Source organism: Kutzneria buriramensis (genome assembly GCF_003387475.1).
GTDB classification, from domain to species: Bacteria; Actinomycetota; Actinomycetes; order Mycobacteriales; family Pseudonocardiaceae; genus Kutzneria; species Kutzneria buriramensis.
The window spans coordinates 294,197-310,136 of sequence record NZ_QUNO01000002.1 but is presented as its reverse complement, the minus strand read 5'-3'; the positions used below and the strand labels follow the sequence as shown (position 1 = coordinate 310,136).

The window sequence follows — 15,940 nt, the reverse complement described above, 5'->3', positions numbered from 1 at the left end:
GACCAGCCAGTCCTTGTCCTCCTTCTGGATGAACACATAGCGGCCGTCCAGCCGCTCCCCGTGGAAGGTGACGTCGATCTCGTAGTCGGTCCACTTGTGCGTCTCGTAGGTGCCACGGTCCCAAATGGACACATGGCCGCCGCCGTACTCCTTCTTGGGGATGTCCCCCTCGAAGGCGGCGTACTCCATCGGGTGATCCTCGGTGTGCACGGCCAGGCGCACCGCGCCGGGGCTCATCACCAGCCCCTTCGGCACCGCCCACGACACCAGCACGCCGTCCCGCTCGAAGCGCACGTCGTAGTGCAGGCGGGTGGCGTGGTGCTCCTGCACCACGAAGACGTCGTCGTCACCGACCGGCAGCGGGCCCTCCGCCGGCACCGGCTCCGGGGTGCGCCGGGCATCCCGTTTCCGCCGGTACTCGCCGAGATCGGCCATGCCGGCCAGGCTACCGCCGATCGAACGCGTGGGCAGAGCGTTCCACGTCCGGCCCGATGTAGGTGCCGCGCCGCTCGCCACGGCAGATCGCCGCCATCACGCCGCTCTGCTCGATGTCGAACACGTGCATCGGCAGCTTGTGGTCGCGGGCCAGGATGAACGCGGACTGGTCCATCACGGCCAGCCCCTGCTCCAGCACGTGGGCGTACGTCAGCTTGCGGAACCGCAGCGCCTCGGGGTGCTTGTGCGGGTCGCTGTCGTAGACGCCGTCGACGCCGTGCTTGGCGACCAGCAGCGCGTCCGCGTCGACCTCGATGGCCCGCTGCACGCTGGGGTAGTCAGTGGTGACGAACGGTTGGCCGATCCCGGCGGCCAGCACGACCACCGCCCCTTTCTCCAGATGGTGCATCGCGCGCAGCCGGATGTACGGCTCGGCGACGGCGTCGATCGGCACCGCGGTCATCACCCGCACGTCCGGCTCGCCCAGCGCGGTCAGGCGGCCGCGCAGCAGCAGGCTGTTGATGACGGTGCCGAGCATGCCGATGTTGTCGGCCTCCACCCGGTCGATACCCCAGGCGTCGGACCGGTTGCCCCGGAACACGTTGCCGCCGCCGACCACGACCGCCACCTGGACACCCAGCCGGCGCACGGAGACCACTTCGGACGCCAGGTGGTCCAGCGCGGCGGCGCTGAACCCGTACTCGTCCGGGCCGGCGATGGCCCGGCCGCTCAACTTGACCACGATGCGACGCACGGCCCCCGAGGGTAGACGTTGTGGATGGCAACGTCTCCGTGCGACCGAACGATGTAGCGGCTATGCGCCGCAAGCTCGCTGTCGTCGCCGTCCTGGCGGTCGTCCTGTTCGGGGTGGCGACGGTCCGGATCTTCGTGGCGCCCGACCTGCCACCGCTGCCGGCGCACGTCGACGCCATCATCGAGCTCGCCGGGCCGGGCATCCGCGACGCCGCCACGATGGCGCTGGTGCATCAGGGGCGGGCGCCCGTGGTCGTGCAGTCGACGACCCAACTGGAGGACGGCAAGCACACCTGCCTGCCGGCGACGCCCGACGTCGAGGTGCTGTGTTTCAACCCGAAACCCGGCACCACGCGCGGCGAGGCGCACTACATCGCGGCCACGGCGGCGCAGCGGCACTGGAAGTCGATCATCATCGTCACCACGCCCGACCACGCCCTGCGCGCGCGGCTGCGGATCGGCCGGTGCTTCCCCGGCACCGTGTACGTGGCGGAGTCGCCGCTGCCGTGGCTGTACTGGTTCCGGCAGATCCCGTACCAGTGGGCGGCCAGCGTGAAGGCCCTGGCCTTCCAGACGGCCTGTTAGGACTGCTTGGGGGCCGCGCGGACGTGCATCCGCTCGCCCTGGGGGCCGAACAGGCTGAGGATCTCCACCGGGCGGTCGTCGCCGTTGCCGAACCAGTGCGGCACGTGCGTGTCGAACTCCGCCACCTCGCCCGTCTTCATAATCACGTCGTGCTGGCCGAGGACCAGCCGCAGCCGCCCGTTCAGCACGTACATCCACTCGTAGCCCTCGTGCGTCTTCGGCTCCGGCGTGAGTCGGCTGTTGGCCGGGATGATGTGCTTGAACGCGCGGAGGCCGCCCGGCTGGCGGTTCAGCGGGATGATCGTCTCGTCGCCGCGGCGCATCGGCTGGAGGTGCACCCGCGGGTCCCCCGTCGGCGGCGCGCCGACCAGCTCGTCCAGCGGCACCTGGTGCGCCTTGGCCAGCGGGAGCAGCAGCTCCAGGCTGGGTTTGCGGCCGCCGGACTCCAGCCGGGACAGGGTGCTGACCGAGATGCCGGTGGCCTTGGACAGGGCTGCCAGCGTGACGCTGCGGCTCTCGCGCAGGGCCCGCAGCCGGGGGCCCACCTCGGTCAGCACCTGCTCCAGCTCGTCCATGCCTTCCATTGCAGTTTCAGCAACGGAGTTTGTCAAATCGGCACGGATTTCAACGCAGGGAAGGGGGCTTTCCCTGCGTTGAATGCAGGAAAGCCCCCTTCCCCGCATCACGCGGAGGCGGTGGTGAGGGCGTCCAGTTGGGCGGGGGTGAGCTGGAGGCTCGCCGCGGCCAGCAGGGCCGGCAGCTGGTCGAGCTTGCGGGCGCTGGCGATCGGGGCCGCGACCTGCCGGCGCGAGCTGAGCCAGGCCAGGGCGATGGAGGCGAGGTCGGCGCCGGTCTCGGCGGCGATCTGGTCCATGACCTCGAGCACCCGCCGGCCCCGCTCCGAGTTCACGTAGCCGGCGACGGCCCCGGACCGCATCGAGTCAGCCTCCACGCCGGGGCGGTGCTTGCCGGTGAGGAAGCCCATGGCCAGCGAGAAGTACGGGAAGACGGCCAGGTCGAACTTCTCGGCGACGTCGGCCAGCGGGCCCTCGTACGTGTCCCGCGACATCAGACTGTAGTGAGGCTGCAACGCAACGTAGCGAGCGGTGCCGTTGGCGGCGGAGAAGTCCAGCGACTCCGTCAGCCGTTCGGGTGAGAGGTTGGAGGCGGCGATCTCCCGCACCTTGCCCGCCCGGACGAACTCGTCGAGGGTGCCGACGATCTCCGGGATGGTCACCGTCTCGTCGTCGTGATGGGTGTAGAGCAGGTCGATCCGGTCGGACCGCAGCCGGCGCAGGCAGTCGTCCACGGCGGCCCGCATGGTGTCCGGCTTGAGACCCTTGTGCACCTCGTTGGTCGGCCAGCCGATCTTGGTCGCGACCACGACGTCGTCGCGCCGGCCCCGGCCGGCCAGCCACTCGCCGATGAACGTCTCGGACACCGTGTTGCCGTACAGGTCGGCGGTGTCGACGAAATCGCCGCCGCCGTCGACGAAGGCGTCGAGGATGCGGGCGGCGTCGGCGGCGTTGTCCACGGCCCGGCCGAACACGTTCGTGCCGAGGCAGAGCGGGCCGACGGTCAGGGAGCCGATCGATGTGGAACTCATGCGCCCAACCCTAGGCGGTGAAGGTGACCGGCGCCCGGGGCGTGTTGTCGACGGTGAGGTGGAAGATGTCGAACCGGTTGTAGTGCCCGATGATGTCGTGCATCTGCTTGGGCTGGATGCAGCGGGCCAGGTCGATCTCGGCGTAGACGATTCCCTCCTCGTCGACCAGCGGGTCGACGAGCGGGCGGCCGTCGGGGCCGAAGACGCCGGACAGGGCGCTGCGCTTGCGGCGCATCCGCTCGGCGATCACGGCGTTGTCGCCGGCGGCGATCTCGATCATCTCCTCGGTGATGGTGGAACAGGCGACGATGGAGAACAGCTTGCCCTCGAAGCAGTGCGCGGCGGTGCGGATGGCGATGGCGTCGGACATGTCGTAGTCGGCCGGCGCGACCGGCAGCGAGATGTAGTTGGCGACGTGCACGAGCTCGCCCTGGGCCAGCAGCGTGAAGCGGGCGAGGGTGTTGGTGTTCTCGCCGCAGGCCAGCGCGCCGAGCGGCCCGATCGGGGTCTGGTGCACGCGCAGCGAACTGCCGTCGCCGTTCGACCAGGTGAGCTTCTCGGCCCAGGTCGGCACGAGCTTGCGGTGCACGCCCAGCAGCGTGCCGTCGGGGCCGATGATCAGCACGCTGTTGTACAGCACGCCGAGGCTGTGCGGGCCGCGTTCGTTGACGCCGATGACAACGGTGCAGCCGGTGGCCGCCGCGGCGGCGCAGAGCGTCTCCACGTACGGGCCGGGGACGTCGATGGACGACCTGTAAAGCCGTTCGTACCAAGGAGAACCGTCGACCGGGTTCATGGTCCAGTTCCAGTACGGGTAGCCCGGCACGAAGACCTCGGGGAACGCCACCAGCCGCGCGCCGTTGCCGGCGGCCTCGTGGATCAGCGCCACGGCCTTGTCGACGGTGGCGGCGGCATCCAGGTAGACGGGCGCGGCCTGCACGGCGGCGGCGGTGAACCGCGGGAAGTCATCCATTGGCCCTCCAACGGCGGTGCAGCTGGTCATTCTCGTTGGGCAACAAGGAAAGCTGCGGTCGGGCGCGGCCGGCAGACGGCGGACGTCGGCTGCCGGCCGCGTGCATGGCGGGCCAGCACGCGCCCTCGCCGGCGTAGCCGAGCGAGGCGGCGGCGTGCAGCGGCCAGGACGGGTCGTGCAGCTGCGCGTAGCCGACGGCGATCAGGTCGGCGCGGCCGGCGAGCACGATGGAATTGGCGTCGTCGTGGGAGGAGATGCCGCCGACGGCGATGGTCGGGGCTCCGACGTCGGCGCGGATCCGTTCCGCGAACGGGGTCTGGTAGCTGCGGCCGTAGGCCGGCTTCTCGCCCGGGACGACCTCGCCGCTGGAGACGTCGATCGCCGCCGCACCACCGGCGACGAAGGCGGCGGCCGTCTCGACGGCGTCCTCGATGGTGGTGCCGCCGGGCGCCCAGTCGACGGCGGAGATCCGCACGATCACCGGCAGCTCGCCGAGCGTCGCGTCGAGAACCCGGAGCGGGAACTCCCGGTCGATACGCGTGTTGGTCAGCGGCGACAGGTGGACCGAGAGCAGATTCCCGTGCCCGGCCTGGAGTTCGATCACGTCGAAGCCAGCGGCGACGGCGTTCCTAGCGGCGCTAGCGAAACTGTCGGCGATAGCATCCGCCGGCAGGTCGAGATCGCGGGAGGCATGGCTTAGCTGCACTCCGATCAGGGAACCGGTGTGCTCGTGGACGAAGTCGGTGATCCGCCGCCAGGCCCGCACCTGCTCGTCGGTGTAGAGCCCGGTGTCGCCGGGGGTCGCACGCCCCTCGGCGCTGACGGCCGTGCGGCCGGTGAGCACCAGCGCGGAGCCGCCGAGGGCCTTGCCGGCCAGGTGCGCGAACTCGACGTCGCCGGGCACGCCGTCGACGGCGGCGTCCAGGGTGATCGGTGCGCTGACGATCCGGTTGCGCAGCCGGACATTCCCCAGCTGGAAGGGCTGGAACAGCGGCGGGTTGCCGTCACCGAACCACCGGTCCAGGCCGGCGACGTACGACGGGTCGCGCTGGCGCAGGTTGTCGTACGTGACGCGGCGGCTGCGGGTGAGCAGGTTGAACGCGAACTGCTCGGGCTCCTTGCCCACCGCGTGCTCGACCGTCTCGAACCACTCCAGGCTCGCCTGCGCCGCGCGCTGCGTCGATTCCACCACCGGCCGCCGATCGTCCTCATAGGACAGCAATGCCGACGGGATGTCGTTGTCGCGGCCCAGGTCAGCGGCCAGTGCCAGGGCGTCCTCCATGGCCAGCTTGGTGCCGGAGCCGATGGAGAAGTGGGCGGTGTGCGCGGCGTCGCCGAGCAGCACGATGTTGCCGTGCCGCCAGGTCCTGTTGCGCACGGTGGTGAAGCGCAGCCACTTGGAGTTGTTGGTGATCAGCTTGTGCCCGCCGAGGTGGTCGGCCAGCAGCTCGGAGCACCGCAGCGGCCCGCACTCGTCGGTCAGCTCGGCGGCCCGCCAGGTGCGCTCGGTCATCTCCACGATGAACGTGCTGCGCTCGTCGCTGAACGGGTAGGCGTGCACCTGCATCGGCCCGAACTGCGTCTCGGCGACGATGAACGTGAAGGCCTCGAACACCCGGTCGGTCCCCAGCCACATGTACCGGCAGTTGCGAATGTCCAGCGACGGCTGGAAGACACCCGCGTGCACGGCGCGGGTCAGCGAGTTCACGCCGTCGGCGGCGACCACCAGGTCGTAGTCCGGCGACAGCTCCGCCGCTGTCGGCGCGACCGCCGAGAACCGGACGTCGACGCCGAGCTCGATACAGCGTTGCTGGAGGATCTGGAGCAGCCGCATCCTTGACAGGGCAGCGAACCCGTGGCCGCCGGAGGTCTGCACCCGACCCCGGTAGTGGATGTCGATGTCGCTCCAACGTGCGAACTCCGCCTCCATCGCGGCGAAGATCACCGGGTCGGCGGCGGCGATGCCGTCCAGCGTCTCGTCGGAGAACACCACCCCGAAGCCGAAGGTGTCGTCGGCGGCGTTGCGCTCCCACACGGTGATCTCGCGCGAGGGATCAAGACTCTTCGCCAGCGCGGCGAAGTACAGTCCGCCGGGCCCGCCGCCGATGACGGCGTAACGGCTCATGACTCGCCGCCCAAAGCCGCGACCACTTCCGGCGGCCACGGGGAGGCGCTTTCCTGATCGGGTTCGGCGTGCACGACCACCACCGAACCGGTGGCCGCCAGGCCGTGCTCGCCGTGCACCTCGAACGCGAACGTCAGGGAGGTGCGGCCGAAGCTCTCCACCCAGAACCGGATCTTGCACAGCTCGCCGAACCAGAGCCGCGACCGGTAGTCGACCTCGTGCCGGACCCGGGGCGTGCGGCCGAACAGCCAGGCGACGCCGTGCCGGCGACAGAGCTCCGCCTCGGCCGCCTCGGCCCACCGCAGGATCACGGAGTGGTGCTGGTGGCCGGCCGCATCGGTGTCGTACCACTCCACCGCGCGCTCGATCGTCACTTCAGGCATAGCGGCCTCCTTGACACCCCCAAGCTATAGCGCAACTATGACGACCGTCAAGACAAGGAGATACGGCATGACACTCAGCGACGATGTGCTCGGCCGGGCGAGGGTGGTCGACACTGACGATCTGAAGGCGTACTACGAGAAACTCGGCCACCGCGGCGCCGGTGCACTGTGGACGGTCGCGAACGAGATCGAGCCCTGGTACCCGCAGCCGAAGTCGGTGCCGATGCTCTGGTCCTACCGCGAGCTGCGCCCGCTGGTGCTGGAGGCGCTGGGACTGGTCAGCGGCGACGACGCCGGCCGGCGGGTGGTGATGCTGGTCAACCCGGGCCGCAAGGACATCTCCGCCTCCGTCGGCCTGCTCTACAGCGGCCTCCAGGTGATGGGCCCCGGCGAGTCGATGACCGCGCACCGGCACCAGGCCGCGGCGCTGCGGTTCGTCCTCGAGGGCCAGGGCGCGTGGACCGTCGTGGACGGGCAGAAGCTCAAGGTCGGGCCGCGGGACTTCGCGATCACCCCGAACTGGACGTGGCACGAGCACGGCAACGAGGGCTCCGACGAGCCGGTCATCTGGCAGGACGGCCTGGACATCCCGCTGGTCAACGCGCACGACGCGGGCTTCTACGAGGTGCACCCGGACCTGTACCAGAAGCAGGGCGAGGTGGTGAACTCCTCGCTGCTCACCTACGGTCACGGCCAGCTCCGCCCGTACGGGTTTCAGGCGTGGGACAAGCGCTACTCGCCGCTGTTCGCCTACCCGTGGGACCGGACGTATCCGGCGCTGCTGGACGTCGCCGCCGCGAGCGACGGATCTCCTTACGACGGCATCATCCTGGAGTACAGCAACCCGCTGACCGGCGGCTCGGTGATGCCCACCATGAGCGCGCACCTCCAGCTGCTGCGGCCCGGCGAGGCCACGAAGGCCCACCGCCACACGGGTTCCGTGATGTACACGGTGGCCAAGGGCAGCGGGCACTCGGTGATCGCCGGCAGGCGCTACGACTGGCAGGAGGGCGACGTCTTCTGCGTGCCGTCCTGGGCGTGGCACGAGCACGCCAACGGCAGCGCCGACGACGACGCGGTTCTGTTCTCGTACAACGACTTCCCGGTGATGCGCTCGCTCGCGTTCTGGCGCGAGGAGGCATACCCGGACGACAACGGCCACCAGACCGTCGAATAGGGGCTGCCCGATGCTGCTCGTCACGTACTCGATCGACGGCGGCCCGCGCCGCGTCGGCGTCCAGCGGGACAACGAGGTCTTCGAGACCACCGCACAGTCCATTCTCGACAGTGGGCTCGCCGAGACCGGCGCGAAACACCCGCTGTCCGCGGTGACGCTGCACGCCCCGCTGCGGCCCGGCAAGATCGTCGGTATCGGCCTGAACTACACCGAGCACGTCGCCGAGTCGGCGCGAACCCTGGACACCGACAAGGAACTGCCGCAGCGGCCGGTGCTGTTCGACAAGCCGGCGACCGCCGTCGTCGGCCCGGGCGAGCCGATCCAGCACAACGGGAACCTGACGCAGCAGCTGGACTGGGAGTGCGAGCTGGCGGTGGTCATCGGGCGCACCGCGCGCCGGGTGCGGCCCGAGGACGCGCTGTCGCACGTGTTCGGGTACAGCATCATGAACGACATCAGCGCCCGCGACCAGCGCCGCTCCGGGCAGTGGTTCTTCTCCAAGGGCCAGGACTCCTACGCCCCGTTCGGGCCGGCGATCCTCACCGCCGACGCCGTGCGGGACCCGCACGAACTGGACCTCTCGCTGCGCGTCAACGGCGAGGTGAAGCAGAAGTCCAACACCCGCTACATGTTGTTCCGGATCCCGGAGCTGATCGCGGACATCAGCGCCGGGATGACCCTGGAACCCGGCGACGTGATCTCCACCGGCTCGCCCGCGGGCGTCGGCGCGAGCTTCACGCCGCAGCAGTTCCTGCGGCCGGGCGACGTCGTGGAGGCCACCGTGCAACACATCGGGACGCTGCGGAATCCCGTTGTGGACGCGCGGTGAGCTCCCCGCTGCTAGATTTCGGGGATGGCGATCACAGCTGCCGGGGAGGCCTTCACCGACGGTGAATTCGGCGCGCGGTCCGCGCAGCCGCGCCAGTTCATCGTCACCGTGTACGGCCTGTACGCGCGCGAGGACGGCGGGTGGCTGTCGGTGGCGTCGCTCATCACGCTGCTCGCCGACCTCGACATCGACGAGCCGGCGGTGCGGTCGTCGATCTCGCGGCTGAAGCGCCGCGGCATCCTCGTCGCCGAGCGGCGCGGCGGCGCGGCCGGCTACGCGCTGTCCGAGGAGGGCCTGGCGCTGCTGCGCGAGGGGGATGAGCGGATCTTCCGACGGGAGCGGTCGACGCTGGACGAGGGCTGGCTGCTGGCCGTGTTCTCGGTGCCGGAGTCGGAGCGCAACAAGCGGCACGTGCTGCGAACCCAGCTGACCCGGCTGGGTTTCGGCACGGCCGCGCCGGGCGTCTGGATCGCGCCCGCGCACCTGCACCACGCCACCGCGACCATGCTGCGGCAGCAGGATCTGGACGGCTACGCGGATCTGTTCCGCGCCGACCACCTGTCGTTCGCCGACGTGGCGGCGAAGATGCGGCAGTGGTGGGATCTCGACGAGCTGGAGCGGCAGTACACGGCCTTCCTGGACGACCAGGAGCCGGTGTGGCAGCGCTGGCGGCGCAAGCGCGCCGGCGACGACCGCGAGGCGTTCGTGGACTACGTGCGCGTGCTGACGTCGTGGCGGCGCCTGCCGTACCTGGATCCCGGTCTGCCGTGCGAACTCCTGCCCACCGACTGGGTCGGCTCGCGCGCCGCCGACCTGTTCTTCACCATGCGCGAGCGACTGGAATCCGGGGCACAGGAGCACGTCTCCGCTATCGCGTTCTCTTGACTGCCGTCAACACCGATGCATACTGGTGGCAACTCCTCACCGAAGAGGTGCTGCCGATGCGGGCTGCCAGATCAGCGCACGTGGACACCTTCTGCCGGGATCACCTCCCGCCCGCCGACGCGTGGCCGGACCTGGTGTTCGACCTTCCCGAGCTGCACTACCCCGAGTGGCTCAACTGCGCCGACTCGCTGCTGGACGACACGGTGCGGCGGCTGGGCCCGGACCGGCCGTGCCTGCGCACCGAGACCGGCACGTGGACGTACGGCGACCTGCTGTCGGCCGCCAACCGGGCCGCGCACGTGCTCACCGACCACTTCGGACTGCGTCCGGGCAATCGCGTTCTGTTGCGGGGCCCCAACAATCCGTGGCTGGTGGCCGCCTGGTTCGCGGTGCTCAAGGCCGGCGGCGTGGTCGTCACGACGATGCCGCTGCTGCGGGCCCGGGAGATCGCCGACCTGATCGAGCTCACCCGGCCCGATCTGGCCATCTGCGATCACCGCTTCCTGGAGGAGCTGCGCCTCGGCGCGCCGGAGCTCCCGGTCATCGGCTACGGCGGCCCCAGCCCCGACGACCTCACCGCGCTCGCATCGTCCACAAGCGACACCTTCACCAGTGTCGCCACCGCCGCCGACGACGTGGCCATTCTCGCGCCGACCTCGGGCACCACCGGCAAGCCCAAGGCCACCATGCACTTCCACCGGGACCTGCTGATCTGCGCCGACACCTTCTCCCGGCACCTGGTGCAGCCGACGCAGGACGACGTCTTCGCCGGCTCGCCGCCGATCGGCTTCACCTTCGGACTCGGCGGCCTGGTGCTGTTCCCGTTGCGGGCCGGCGCTTCCACGCTGTTGCTGGAACGGGCCACGCCGCTGGAACTCGCCGACGCCGTCGCCAAGCACCACGTCACCGTGCTGTTCACCGCGCCGACCGCGTACCGCGCGATGTTGGCCGGCGGCAAGGCATCCGCCCTACGAGGACTGCGCCGCTGCGTCTCCGCCGGCGAGCACCTGCCGACCGCCACCTGGCAGGACTTCCTCGCGCAGACCGGGATCCGCATCATCAACGGCATCGGCGGCACCGAGATGCTGCACATCTACATCGCCGCCGCCGACGAGGAGATCCGCCCCGGCGCCACCGGCCGGGTGGTGCCCGGCTTCCACGCCGTCATCCTCGACGACGACGGGCAGCCGGTGCCCGACGGCGTCTCCGGGCGGCTGGCCGTGAAGGGACCCACCGGCTGCCGGTACCTGTCCGACGAGCGGCAGCGCACCACCGTCCACAATGGATGGACGCTGACCGGCGACAGCTACCACCGGGACGCCGACGGCTACTACTGGTTCGAGGCCCGCAGCGACGACATGATCGTGTCCGCCGGCTACAACATCGCCGGTCCGGAGGTGGAGGCCGCGCTGCTGGACCACCCCGAGGTGCTGGAGGCCGCCGTGATCGGCGCGCCCGACGCCGAGCGCGGCGCCGTCGTGAAGGCCTTCGTGGTGCCACTGCCGGGAAGCGAGGTGACCACGGACGAGTTGCAGCAATTCGTCAAACGGACTCTTGCACCCTACAAATATCCCCGCGAGGTGGTGTTCCTGGACGCCCTCCCCCGCACCGCGACCGGCAAGGTGCAGCGCTACCGTCTGCGGTCGATGCCTCCATCCGGTCGACTTTGATCGACCCCGGGTGGACCGGCGGTACGCTGCCGGCAGGGCCGAACGGACGTGAGGGGTGACCGGTGACCGTCAACCAGGCCGCGTGGGTGCCGAAGGACGTCGACGTCGACCTGCCCAGCGCCGCCCGGGTGTACGACTACCTGCTCGGCGGGGCCCACAACTTCGCCGCCGACCGGGCCGTCGGCGAGAAGGTGCTGTCGGTGCTGCCCGACGGCCGGCAGGTCGCCATCTCCAACCGGTCCTTCCTCCGCCGCGCCGTCCGCTACCTGCTGGAACAGGGCATCACCCAGTTCCTGGACCTCGGCTCCGGCATTCCGACCTCTGGCAACGTGCACGAGATCGCCCAGCAGGCCGACCCCACGGCGAAGGTGCTCTACGTCGACTACGACGAGGTCGCGGTGGCGCACAGCGAGCTGATACTCGCCGGCAACACCAATGCCACCGTGCTGGCCAGCGACCTGACCAGGCCGGACGCCGTGCTGGATGCCCCGATCACCCGCGATTTCCTGGACTTCAGCCGGCCCATCGGGCTGCTGCTGGTGGCGGTGTTCCACTTCGTGCCGGACGAGCAGAGCCCGGCCGAGATCGTCGCCACCTACCGCGACGCCCTGCCGGCCGGCAGCTACATCGCCCTGTCCCACCTCACCGCCGACCACCAGCCCGAGGCCATGGCCGGGGTGGTGGAGGCGATGAGGCACAGCCGGGACCCGATGTTCTTCCGCCCGTACGAGGAGGTCGCACCGATGTTCGCCGGCCTCGACCTGGTCGAACCCGGCCTGGTCAGCGCCCCGCACTGGCGCCCCGACGCCGGCGCCCGCCCGCTCGGCCCGGAGGGCGTCTACGCCGGCGTCGGCCGCAAGCCCTAACCCGTTCGCGGGGCCCTGTTCATGCAGGGAAGGACGCCTTACCCGCGTCACGTGCGGGTAAGGCGTCCTTCGCCGCGTTCGGGATTACCCCCGTCCTGAGGGGATACGAGACGCCGCCGGATCGGTAACCTGATTACGAAAGTAGTCGGATTACTGCGGAGGTGGCCCGTGATCCCGACCGTCGACCAGGTGCTGTCCGAGGTCGAGAAGCTGGCCGCCGATCTACCCGAAATCTGTCGGACGAGGCGCATCGGCACGTCGCGGCTGGGCGAGCCGCTCCGGCTGCTGTCGGTCGGCCACGGCGCGCGCAACGCGCTGGTGGTGGGCTGCCCGCACCCGAACGAGCCGATCGGCCTGCGCACCGTGCTGGACCTGGCCGCGCGGGTGGCCGCGAACCCCGAGTTACGCGAGGGCATCGACCTCAGCTGGCACTTCGTGCCGTGCATCGACCCGGACGGCACCCGCCTGAACGAGGGCTGGTTCGACGGCCCGCTGACGATCCGCGGCTACCACGAGAACTTCTACCGCCCGGCCCGCGAGGACCAGCCGGAATGGACCTTCCCGGTGCTCGACGAGCGGGCCTTCTTCGACCGCATGCTGCCGGAGACGCAGGCGCTGGCCCGGGTGATCGACGAGCTGCGGCCCAGTTTCCAGTACTCCTTGCACAACGCGGACTTCGGCGGCGTGCACTTCATCCTCAACGGCTGCCTGCCCGGCATGGCCGACGACCTCGGACGGGTGGCGGCCGAGCAGGAGGTGCCGCTGTCGCTCGGGCCGATGGACACGCTCGGCTGGGAGACCGCCGGACCGGCGGTCTACCTGATGCCGTCGGCGCAATCGCTGTTACAGGCGCCGGAATCGGTGCGGCACGGGGCATCCAGCGCGCACTACGCCCAGCGGTACGGCACGACCACGCTGATCACCGAGGTTCCGTTCTGGCGGGACGCCCGCGCGGACGACGTGTCCGACGCCGGCGGGTCCTACGGGGACACTCTGCGACACGCGGCCGCCGAACTGCGGGACGATGTGGATGTGTTGTCCGAGATGTACCAGCGGATGCGGCCGCGGCTCGTGGTGCCGTCGCCGATGCGGAAGTCGATCGTCGACCAACTGGCCACGGCGTCGGCGTCGGCCGCCGTCAACGAGATGATGGCCGAGCGGACCCCGGAACGGCAGGCCACCGTGGCCGAGGCGTTCGCCGCCGCCACCGTCGTGCACATGCTGCGGCTGCGGGCCAGCGGCATGATGCGCCGGCACCTGGCCGTCGAGCACGCGGCCGGCAACCAGCCGCCGAGTTTCCGCGCCGTCAAGCGGCGCCTGGACGAGCTGTTCGACGGCTGGTGCGCCGCCGCCGAGAGCGACCTGTCGCAGGACCCGTATCCGGTGCGGCGGCTGGTGTCCGTGCAGACCGAGGCGGCGCTGGCGGTGGTGTCCAGACTGGTGGGCCAGCGATGCGCCTGACCCGGTCGCAGTCGCGGCAGCGCAACCGGGACGCGCTGATCGACGCCGCCCTGGTGGAGATGGCCGAGCGCGGCTACCAGCAGGCCCGGCTGGACGACATCGCCGAACGGGCCGAGCTCACCACCGGCGCCGTGTACTCCATCTTCGGCAGCAAGCGGAACCTGCTGCTGGCGGTGGTCTCCCGGTACGCCGACGAGCTGGACAACCAGCTCGCCGAGCTGTCCGATCCCCGCCTGTCGCTGGACGAGGTGCTGACCGGCTGCGCCGACGCCTTCCACCTCGTCGCCACCGCGTCGGATGCCCGCCGGCGGTTCGCGTTCGAGCTGGAGCTGGCCGGCCTGATGCTGCGGGACCCGACCGTCATGTCGCTGACGACGTCGAGCCGGCTGGTCGGCCTGCTGGTCGGACGCTCCCATCCCGGCGGCTCCGTCACCGACGAGCAGGCCGAGCAGCTCGCCCCGGCGCTGGCGGCGCTGCTGGGCGGGCTGGTCCACCGAGCGGTGCTCGAACCCGGCACGGTGGACCAGGAGTACTTCCGCCGCTCGGCGCTGGCATTGACGTACCTGCTCAGAACGTGAGGACGAACTTGCCGGCGACGCCGGCGTCGGCGCGGGTGTGGGCCTCGACGGCCTGCTCGGCGGGCAGCTCGCCGGCGACGCGGGTGCGCAGGCGACCCGCGGCGAACGCGGTGATCAGGGCGTCGAGGTCGTCGCGGTCGGGCTTGACCTGCACGGCGTCGACGCGGATGCCGCGCACCGGCTCGGGCTTGGCCATCGCGTTGACGCCGACGAACGTGCCGCCGTCGCGAACGGCGGTGATCAGCTGCGGTCCGGCGATGCCGGCGTCGAGGACGGCGTCGAACTCGCCGTGCACATCGCCGCGACCGATCACGGACTTCGCACCGAGAGACGAGACGTAGTCGGCATCCGTGGCCATGGCGACGACGTGCACGCCGGCGGCCGCGGCCAGCTGCACGGCGAAGCCGCCCACTCCCCCGCCCGCGCCGGTGACCAGCAGCGTCTGGCCGGCCTGCACGCCGGCGAGGTCGAGGGCCTGCTTGGCGGTCTGGGCGGACAGCGGCACGGTGGCGGCGGCGATCGGGTCGGCGCCGTCGGGCAGGGGCACGAACCAGTCACGGTGGACCGCCACGAAGTCCGCATTCGTGCCACGTCGGGCCACGAACCACGGGACCATGCCCACCACCGGTCGACCGTCGACCGTGCCGGCGAAGTCCCAGCCCAGCACCAGCGGCGCGGTCAGCTGGGGGAAGCGACCGGCGCGCGCGGCCCGGTCGACGGGGTTGATCGTGCTGGCCCGCACCCGGACCAGGACCTCGTTCTCGCCGGCCACCGGATCGGGCCGGTCGACCAGCGCCAGCACCTCGGGCCCGCCGAACCTCTGCACCTCGACGACTCGCATGACAACTCCTTCGCTCGACTGTGCTCCGAGCCTGCCGCCGCGTAGGTACGATTCGTAAGTAGGTACCTAAAAGTGCCTAAGGGAGGCGGAGCGGTGACGAAGACGGCCGAGCAGCGCCGGGCCGACGAGAAGGTGGTCTACAACGCCTTCATCGAGACCTGCCCCACGCGGCAGATGCTGGCCTCGATCGCGGAGAAGTGGACGGCGCTGACGGTGTCGGCGCTGGCCGACGGCCCGATGCGGCACGGCGAGCTGATGCGGAAGATCCGCGGCGCCAGCCAGAAGATGCTCACGCAGACGCTGCGCAAGTTGGAGCGGGACGGCCTGCTCGTCCGCACGGTCACCCCGACCGTCCCGGTGCGCGTGGACTACGAGCTGACGCCGCTCGGCCAGACCCTGGTGCCGGTGCTGGTGGCGGTGAAGGCCTGGTCGGAGACCCACATCGAGGAGGTCATGGCGGCCAGGGACGCCTTCGAGGCGGCAGAACAGAAATGAAGGCGCGCCTGGCGGCGGCAGCGGCCACGAATGCCGCATTCGTGGCGGCAGGACAAGACAGCGCACCGCAGCCAGCGATCGACCGCGACGCGCCCGAATGAAGGCGCGCCCGATGGCAGCCACAGCCACCAAGGCCACATTCATAGCAGCAGGACAAGACAGCGCACCGCAGCCAGCGATCGACCGCGACGCGCCCGAATGAAGGCGCGCCCGATGGCAGCCACAGCCACCAAGGCCACATTCGCAGCGGCAGGACAAGACAGCGCACCGCAGCCGAC

At 70.5% G+C, this 15,940-nt stretch carries 16 protein-coding genes and 1 pseudogene; 9 read left to right on the top strand and 8 right to left on the bottom strand.

The window, feature by feature from the left end:
- Nucleotides 1–3: 3 nt before the first annotated feature.
- Both BCF44_RS55330 and pyrH read right to left on the bottom strand, forming a co-directional pair.
- Nucleotides 4–435, bottom strand: a pseudogene (locus BCF44_RS55330) (DNA polymerase ligase N-terminal domain-containing protein); the annotation flags it as partial.
- Nucleotides 436–445: 10 nt separating this feature from the next.
- The gene (pyrH, locus tag BCF44_RS06080) at nucleotides 446–1,189 is read right to left on the bottom strand and encodes a UMP kinase (protein ID WP_116173118.1); all 744 of its coding nucleotides are present in this window, start codon (nucleotides 1,187–1,189) and stop codon (nucleotides 446–448) included.
- A gap of 62 nt (nucleotides 1,190–1,251) precedes the next feature.
- Here pyrH and BCF44_RS06075 point away from each other — a divergent pair, with 62 nt between their 5' ends.
- Nucleotides 1,252–1,773, top strand: a complete 522-nt coding sequence (locus BCF44_RS06075; RefSeq protein ID WP_116173117.1) for a YdcF family protein — start codon at nucleotides 1,252–1,254, stop codon at nucleotides 1,771–1,773.
- Here the strand turns inward: BCF44_RS06075 and BCF44_RS06070 are convergent.
- The 5 genes from BCF44_RS06070 to BCF44_RS06050 all read right to left on the bottom strand — a co-directional run bounded on the left by BCF44_RS06070 (nucleotide 1,770) and on the right by BCF44_RS06050 (nucleotide 6,860).
- Nucleotides 1,770–2,348, bottom strand: coding sequence for a helix-turn-helix domain-containing protein (locus BCF44_RS06070; protein WP_379800064.1), 579 nt, complete (start codon nucleotides 2,346–2,348; stop codon nucleotides 1,770–1,772). The genes BCF44_RS06075 and BCF44_RS06070 overlap by 4 nt on opposite strands.
- A gap of 107 nt (nucleotides 2,349–2,455) precedes the next feature.
- A complete protein-coding gene (locus tag BCF44_RS06065) occupies nucleotides 2,456–3,379 on the bottom strand; it encodes an aldo/keto reductase (protein ID WP_116173115.1) in 924 nt (307 codons plus the stop codon).
- 10 nt (nucleotides 3,380–3,389) lie between these two features.
- A complete protein-coding gene (locus tag BCF44_RS06060; protein WP_116173114.1) occupies nucleotides 3,390–4,352 on the bottom strand; it encodes a carbon-nitrogen hydrolase family protein in 963 nt (320 codons plus the stop codon).
- On the bottom strand, nucleotides 4,345–6,477 hold the full coding sequence (locus BCF44_RS06055; RefSeq protein ID WP_116173113.1) for an oxidoreductase: 2,133 nt from the start codon (nucleotides 6,475–6,477) through the stop codon (nucleotides 4,345–4,347). The genes BCF44_RS06060 and BCF44_RS06055 overlap by 8 nt, the downstream gene beginning before the upstream one ends.
- On the bottom strand, nucleotides 6,474–6,860 hold the full coding sequence (locus BCF44_RS06050; RefSeq protein WP_116173112.1) for an acyl-CoA thioesterase: 387 nt from the start codon (nucleotides 6,858–6,860) through the stop codon (nucleotides 6,474–6,476). The genes BCF44_RS06055 and BCF44_RS06050 overlap by 4 nt, the downstream gene beginning before the upstream one ends.
- Before the next feature lie 67 nt (nucleotides 6,861–6,927).
- Between BCF44_RS06050 and BCF44_RS06045 the strand changes: the two genes are divergently transcribed.
- The 7 genes from BCF44_RS06045 (at nucleotide 6,928) to BCF44_RS06015 (ending at nucleotide 14,326) form a co-directional block, all read left to right on the top strand.
- Nucleotides 6,928–8,037: a cupin domain-containing protein gene (locus tag BCF44_RS06045; protein WP_116173111.1), complete on the top strand. Its 1,110-nt coding sequence runs from the start codon at nucleotides 6,928–6,930 to the stop codon at nucleotides 8,035–8,037.
- Nucleotides 8,038–8,047: 10 nt separating this feature from the next.
- Entirely contained in the window at nucleotides 8,048–8,866 is an 819-nt protein-coding gene (locus BCF44_RS06040; protein ID WP_116173110.1) for a fumarylacetoacetate hydrolase family protein, read from the top strand.
- Nucleotides 8,867–8,896: 30 nt separating this feature from the next.
- Nucleotides 8,897–9,751, top strand: coding sequence for a PaaX family transcriptional regulator (locus tag BCF44_RS06035; protein ID WP_211352938.1), 855 nt, complete (start codon nucleotides 8,897–8,899; stop codon nucleotides 9,749–9,751).
- A gap of 56 nt (nucleotides 9,752–9,807) precedes the next feature.
- Nucleotides 9,808–11,421, top strand: a complete 1,614-nt coding sequence (locus BCF44_RS06030; protein ID WP_116173565.1) for an AMP-binding protein — start codon at nucleotides 9,808–9,810, stop codon at nucleotides 11,419–11,421.
- 62 nt (nucleotides 11,422–11,483) lie between these two features.
- A complete protein-coding gene (locus BCF44_RS06025) occupies nucleotides 11,484–12,287 on the top strand; it encodes an SAM-dependent methyltransferase (RefSeq protein WP_116173108.1) in 804 nt (267 codons plus the stop codon).
- 168 nt (nucleotides 12,288–12,455) lie between these two features.
- A complete protein-coding gene (locus tag BCF44_RS06020) occupies nucleotides 12,456–13,748 on the top strand; it encodes a M14 family zinc carboxypeptidase (protein WP_116173107.1) in 1,293 nt (430 codons plus the stop codon).
- Nucleotides 13,739–14,326 (top strand): TetR/AcrR family transcriptional regulator, encoded by a 588-nt coding sequence (locus BCF44_RS06015; protein WP_116173106.1) that lies wholly within the window; start codon nucleotides 13,739–13,741, stop codon nucleotides 14,324–14,326. The genes BCF44_RS06020 and BCF44_RS06015 overlap by 10 nt, the downstream gene beginning before the upstream one ends.
- Here the strand turns inward: BCF44_RS06015 and BCF44_RS06010 are convergent.
- On the bottom strand, nucleotides 14,316–15,167 hold the full coding sequence (locus tag BCF44_RS06010; protein WP_116173105.1) for an NADP-dependent oxidoreductase: 852 nt from the start codon (nucleotides 15,165–15,167) through the stop codon (nucleotides 14,316–14,318). The two genes, BCF44_RS06015 and BCF44_RS06010, sit on opposite strands and share 11 nt — an antisense overlap.
- 93 nt (nucleotides 15,168–15,260) lie before the next feature.
- Here BCF44_RS06010 and BCF44_RS06005 point away from each other — a divergent pair, with 93 nt between their 5' ends.
- On the top strand, nucleotides 15,261–15,662 hold the full coding sequence (locus BCF44_RS06005; protein WP_246014866.1) for a winged helix-turn-helix transcriptional regulator: 402 nt from the start codon (nucleotides 15,261–15,263) through the stop codon (nucleotides 15,660–15,662).
- The last annotated feature ends 278 nt before the right edge of the window (nucleotides 15,663–15,940 follow it).

What these genes read in the sequence shown, in the direction of transcription:
- BCF44_RS06010 (WP_116173105.1), bottom strand. Translation starts at nt 15,167, where the DNA reads ATGCGAGTCGTCGAGGTGCAGAGGTTCGGCGGGCCCGAGGTGCTGGCG.
- BCF44_RS06065 (WP_116173115.1), bottom strand. Translation starts at nt 3,379, where the DNA reads ATGAGTTCCACATCGATCGGCTCCCTGACCGTCGGCCCGCTCTGCCTC.
- BCF44_RS06055 (WP_116173113.1), bottom strand. Translation starts at nt 6,477, where the DNA reads ATGAGCCGTTACGCCGTCATCGGCGGCGGGCCCGGCGGACTGTACTTC.
- BCF44_RS06050 (WP_116173112.1), bottom strand. Translation starts at nt 6,860, where the DNA reads ATGCCTGAAGTGACGATCGAGCGCGCGGTGGAGTGGTACGACACCGAT.
- BCF44_RS06075 (WP_116173117.1), top strand. Translation starts at nt 1,252, where the DNA reads ATGCGCCGCAAGCTCGCTGTCGTCGCCGTCCTGGCGGTCGTCCTGTTC.
- BCF44_RS06030 (WP_116173565.1), top strand. Translation starts at nt 9,808, where the DNA reads ATGCGGGCTGCCAGATCAGCGCACGTGGACACCTTCTGCCGGGATCAC.
- BCF44_RS06060 (WP_116173114.1), bottom strand. Translation starts at nt 4,352, where the DNA reads ATGGATGACTTCCCGCGGTTCACCGCCGCCGCCGTGCAGGCCGCGCCC.
- BCF44_RS06015 (WP_116173106.1), top strand. Translation starts at nt 13,739, where the DNA reads ATGCGCCTGACCCGGTCGCAGTCGCGGCAGCGCAACCGGGACGCGCTG.
- BCF44_RS06070 (WP_379800064.1), bottom strand. Translation starts at nt 2,348, where the DNA reads ATGGACGAGCTGGAGCAGGTGCTGACCGAGGTGGGCCCCCGGCTGCGG.
- BCF44_RS06045 (WP_116173111.1), top strand. Translation starts at nt 6,928, where the DNA reads ATGACACTCAGCGACGATGTGCTCGGCCGGGCGAGGGTGGTCGACACT.
- BCF44_RS06040 (WP_116173110.1), top strand. Translation starts at nt 8,048, where the DNA reads ATGCTGCTCGTCACGTACTCGATCGACGGCGGCCCGCGCCGCGTCGGC.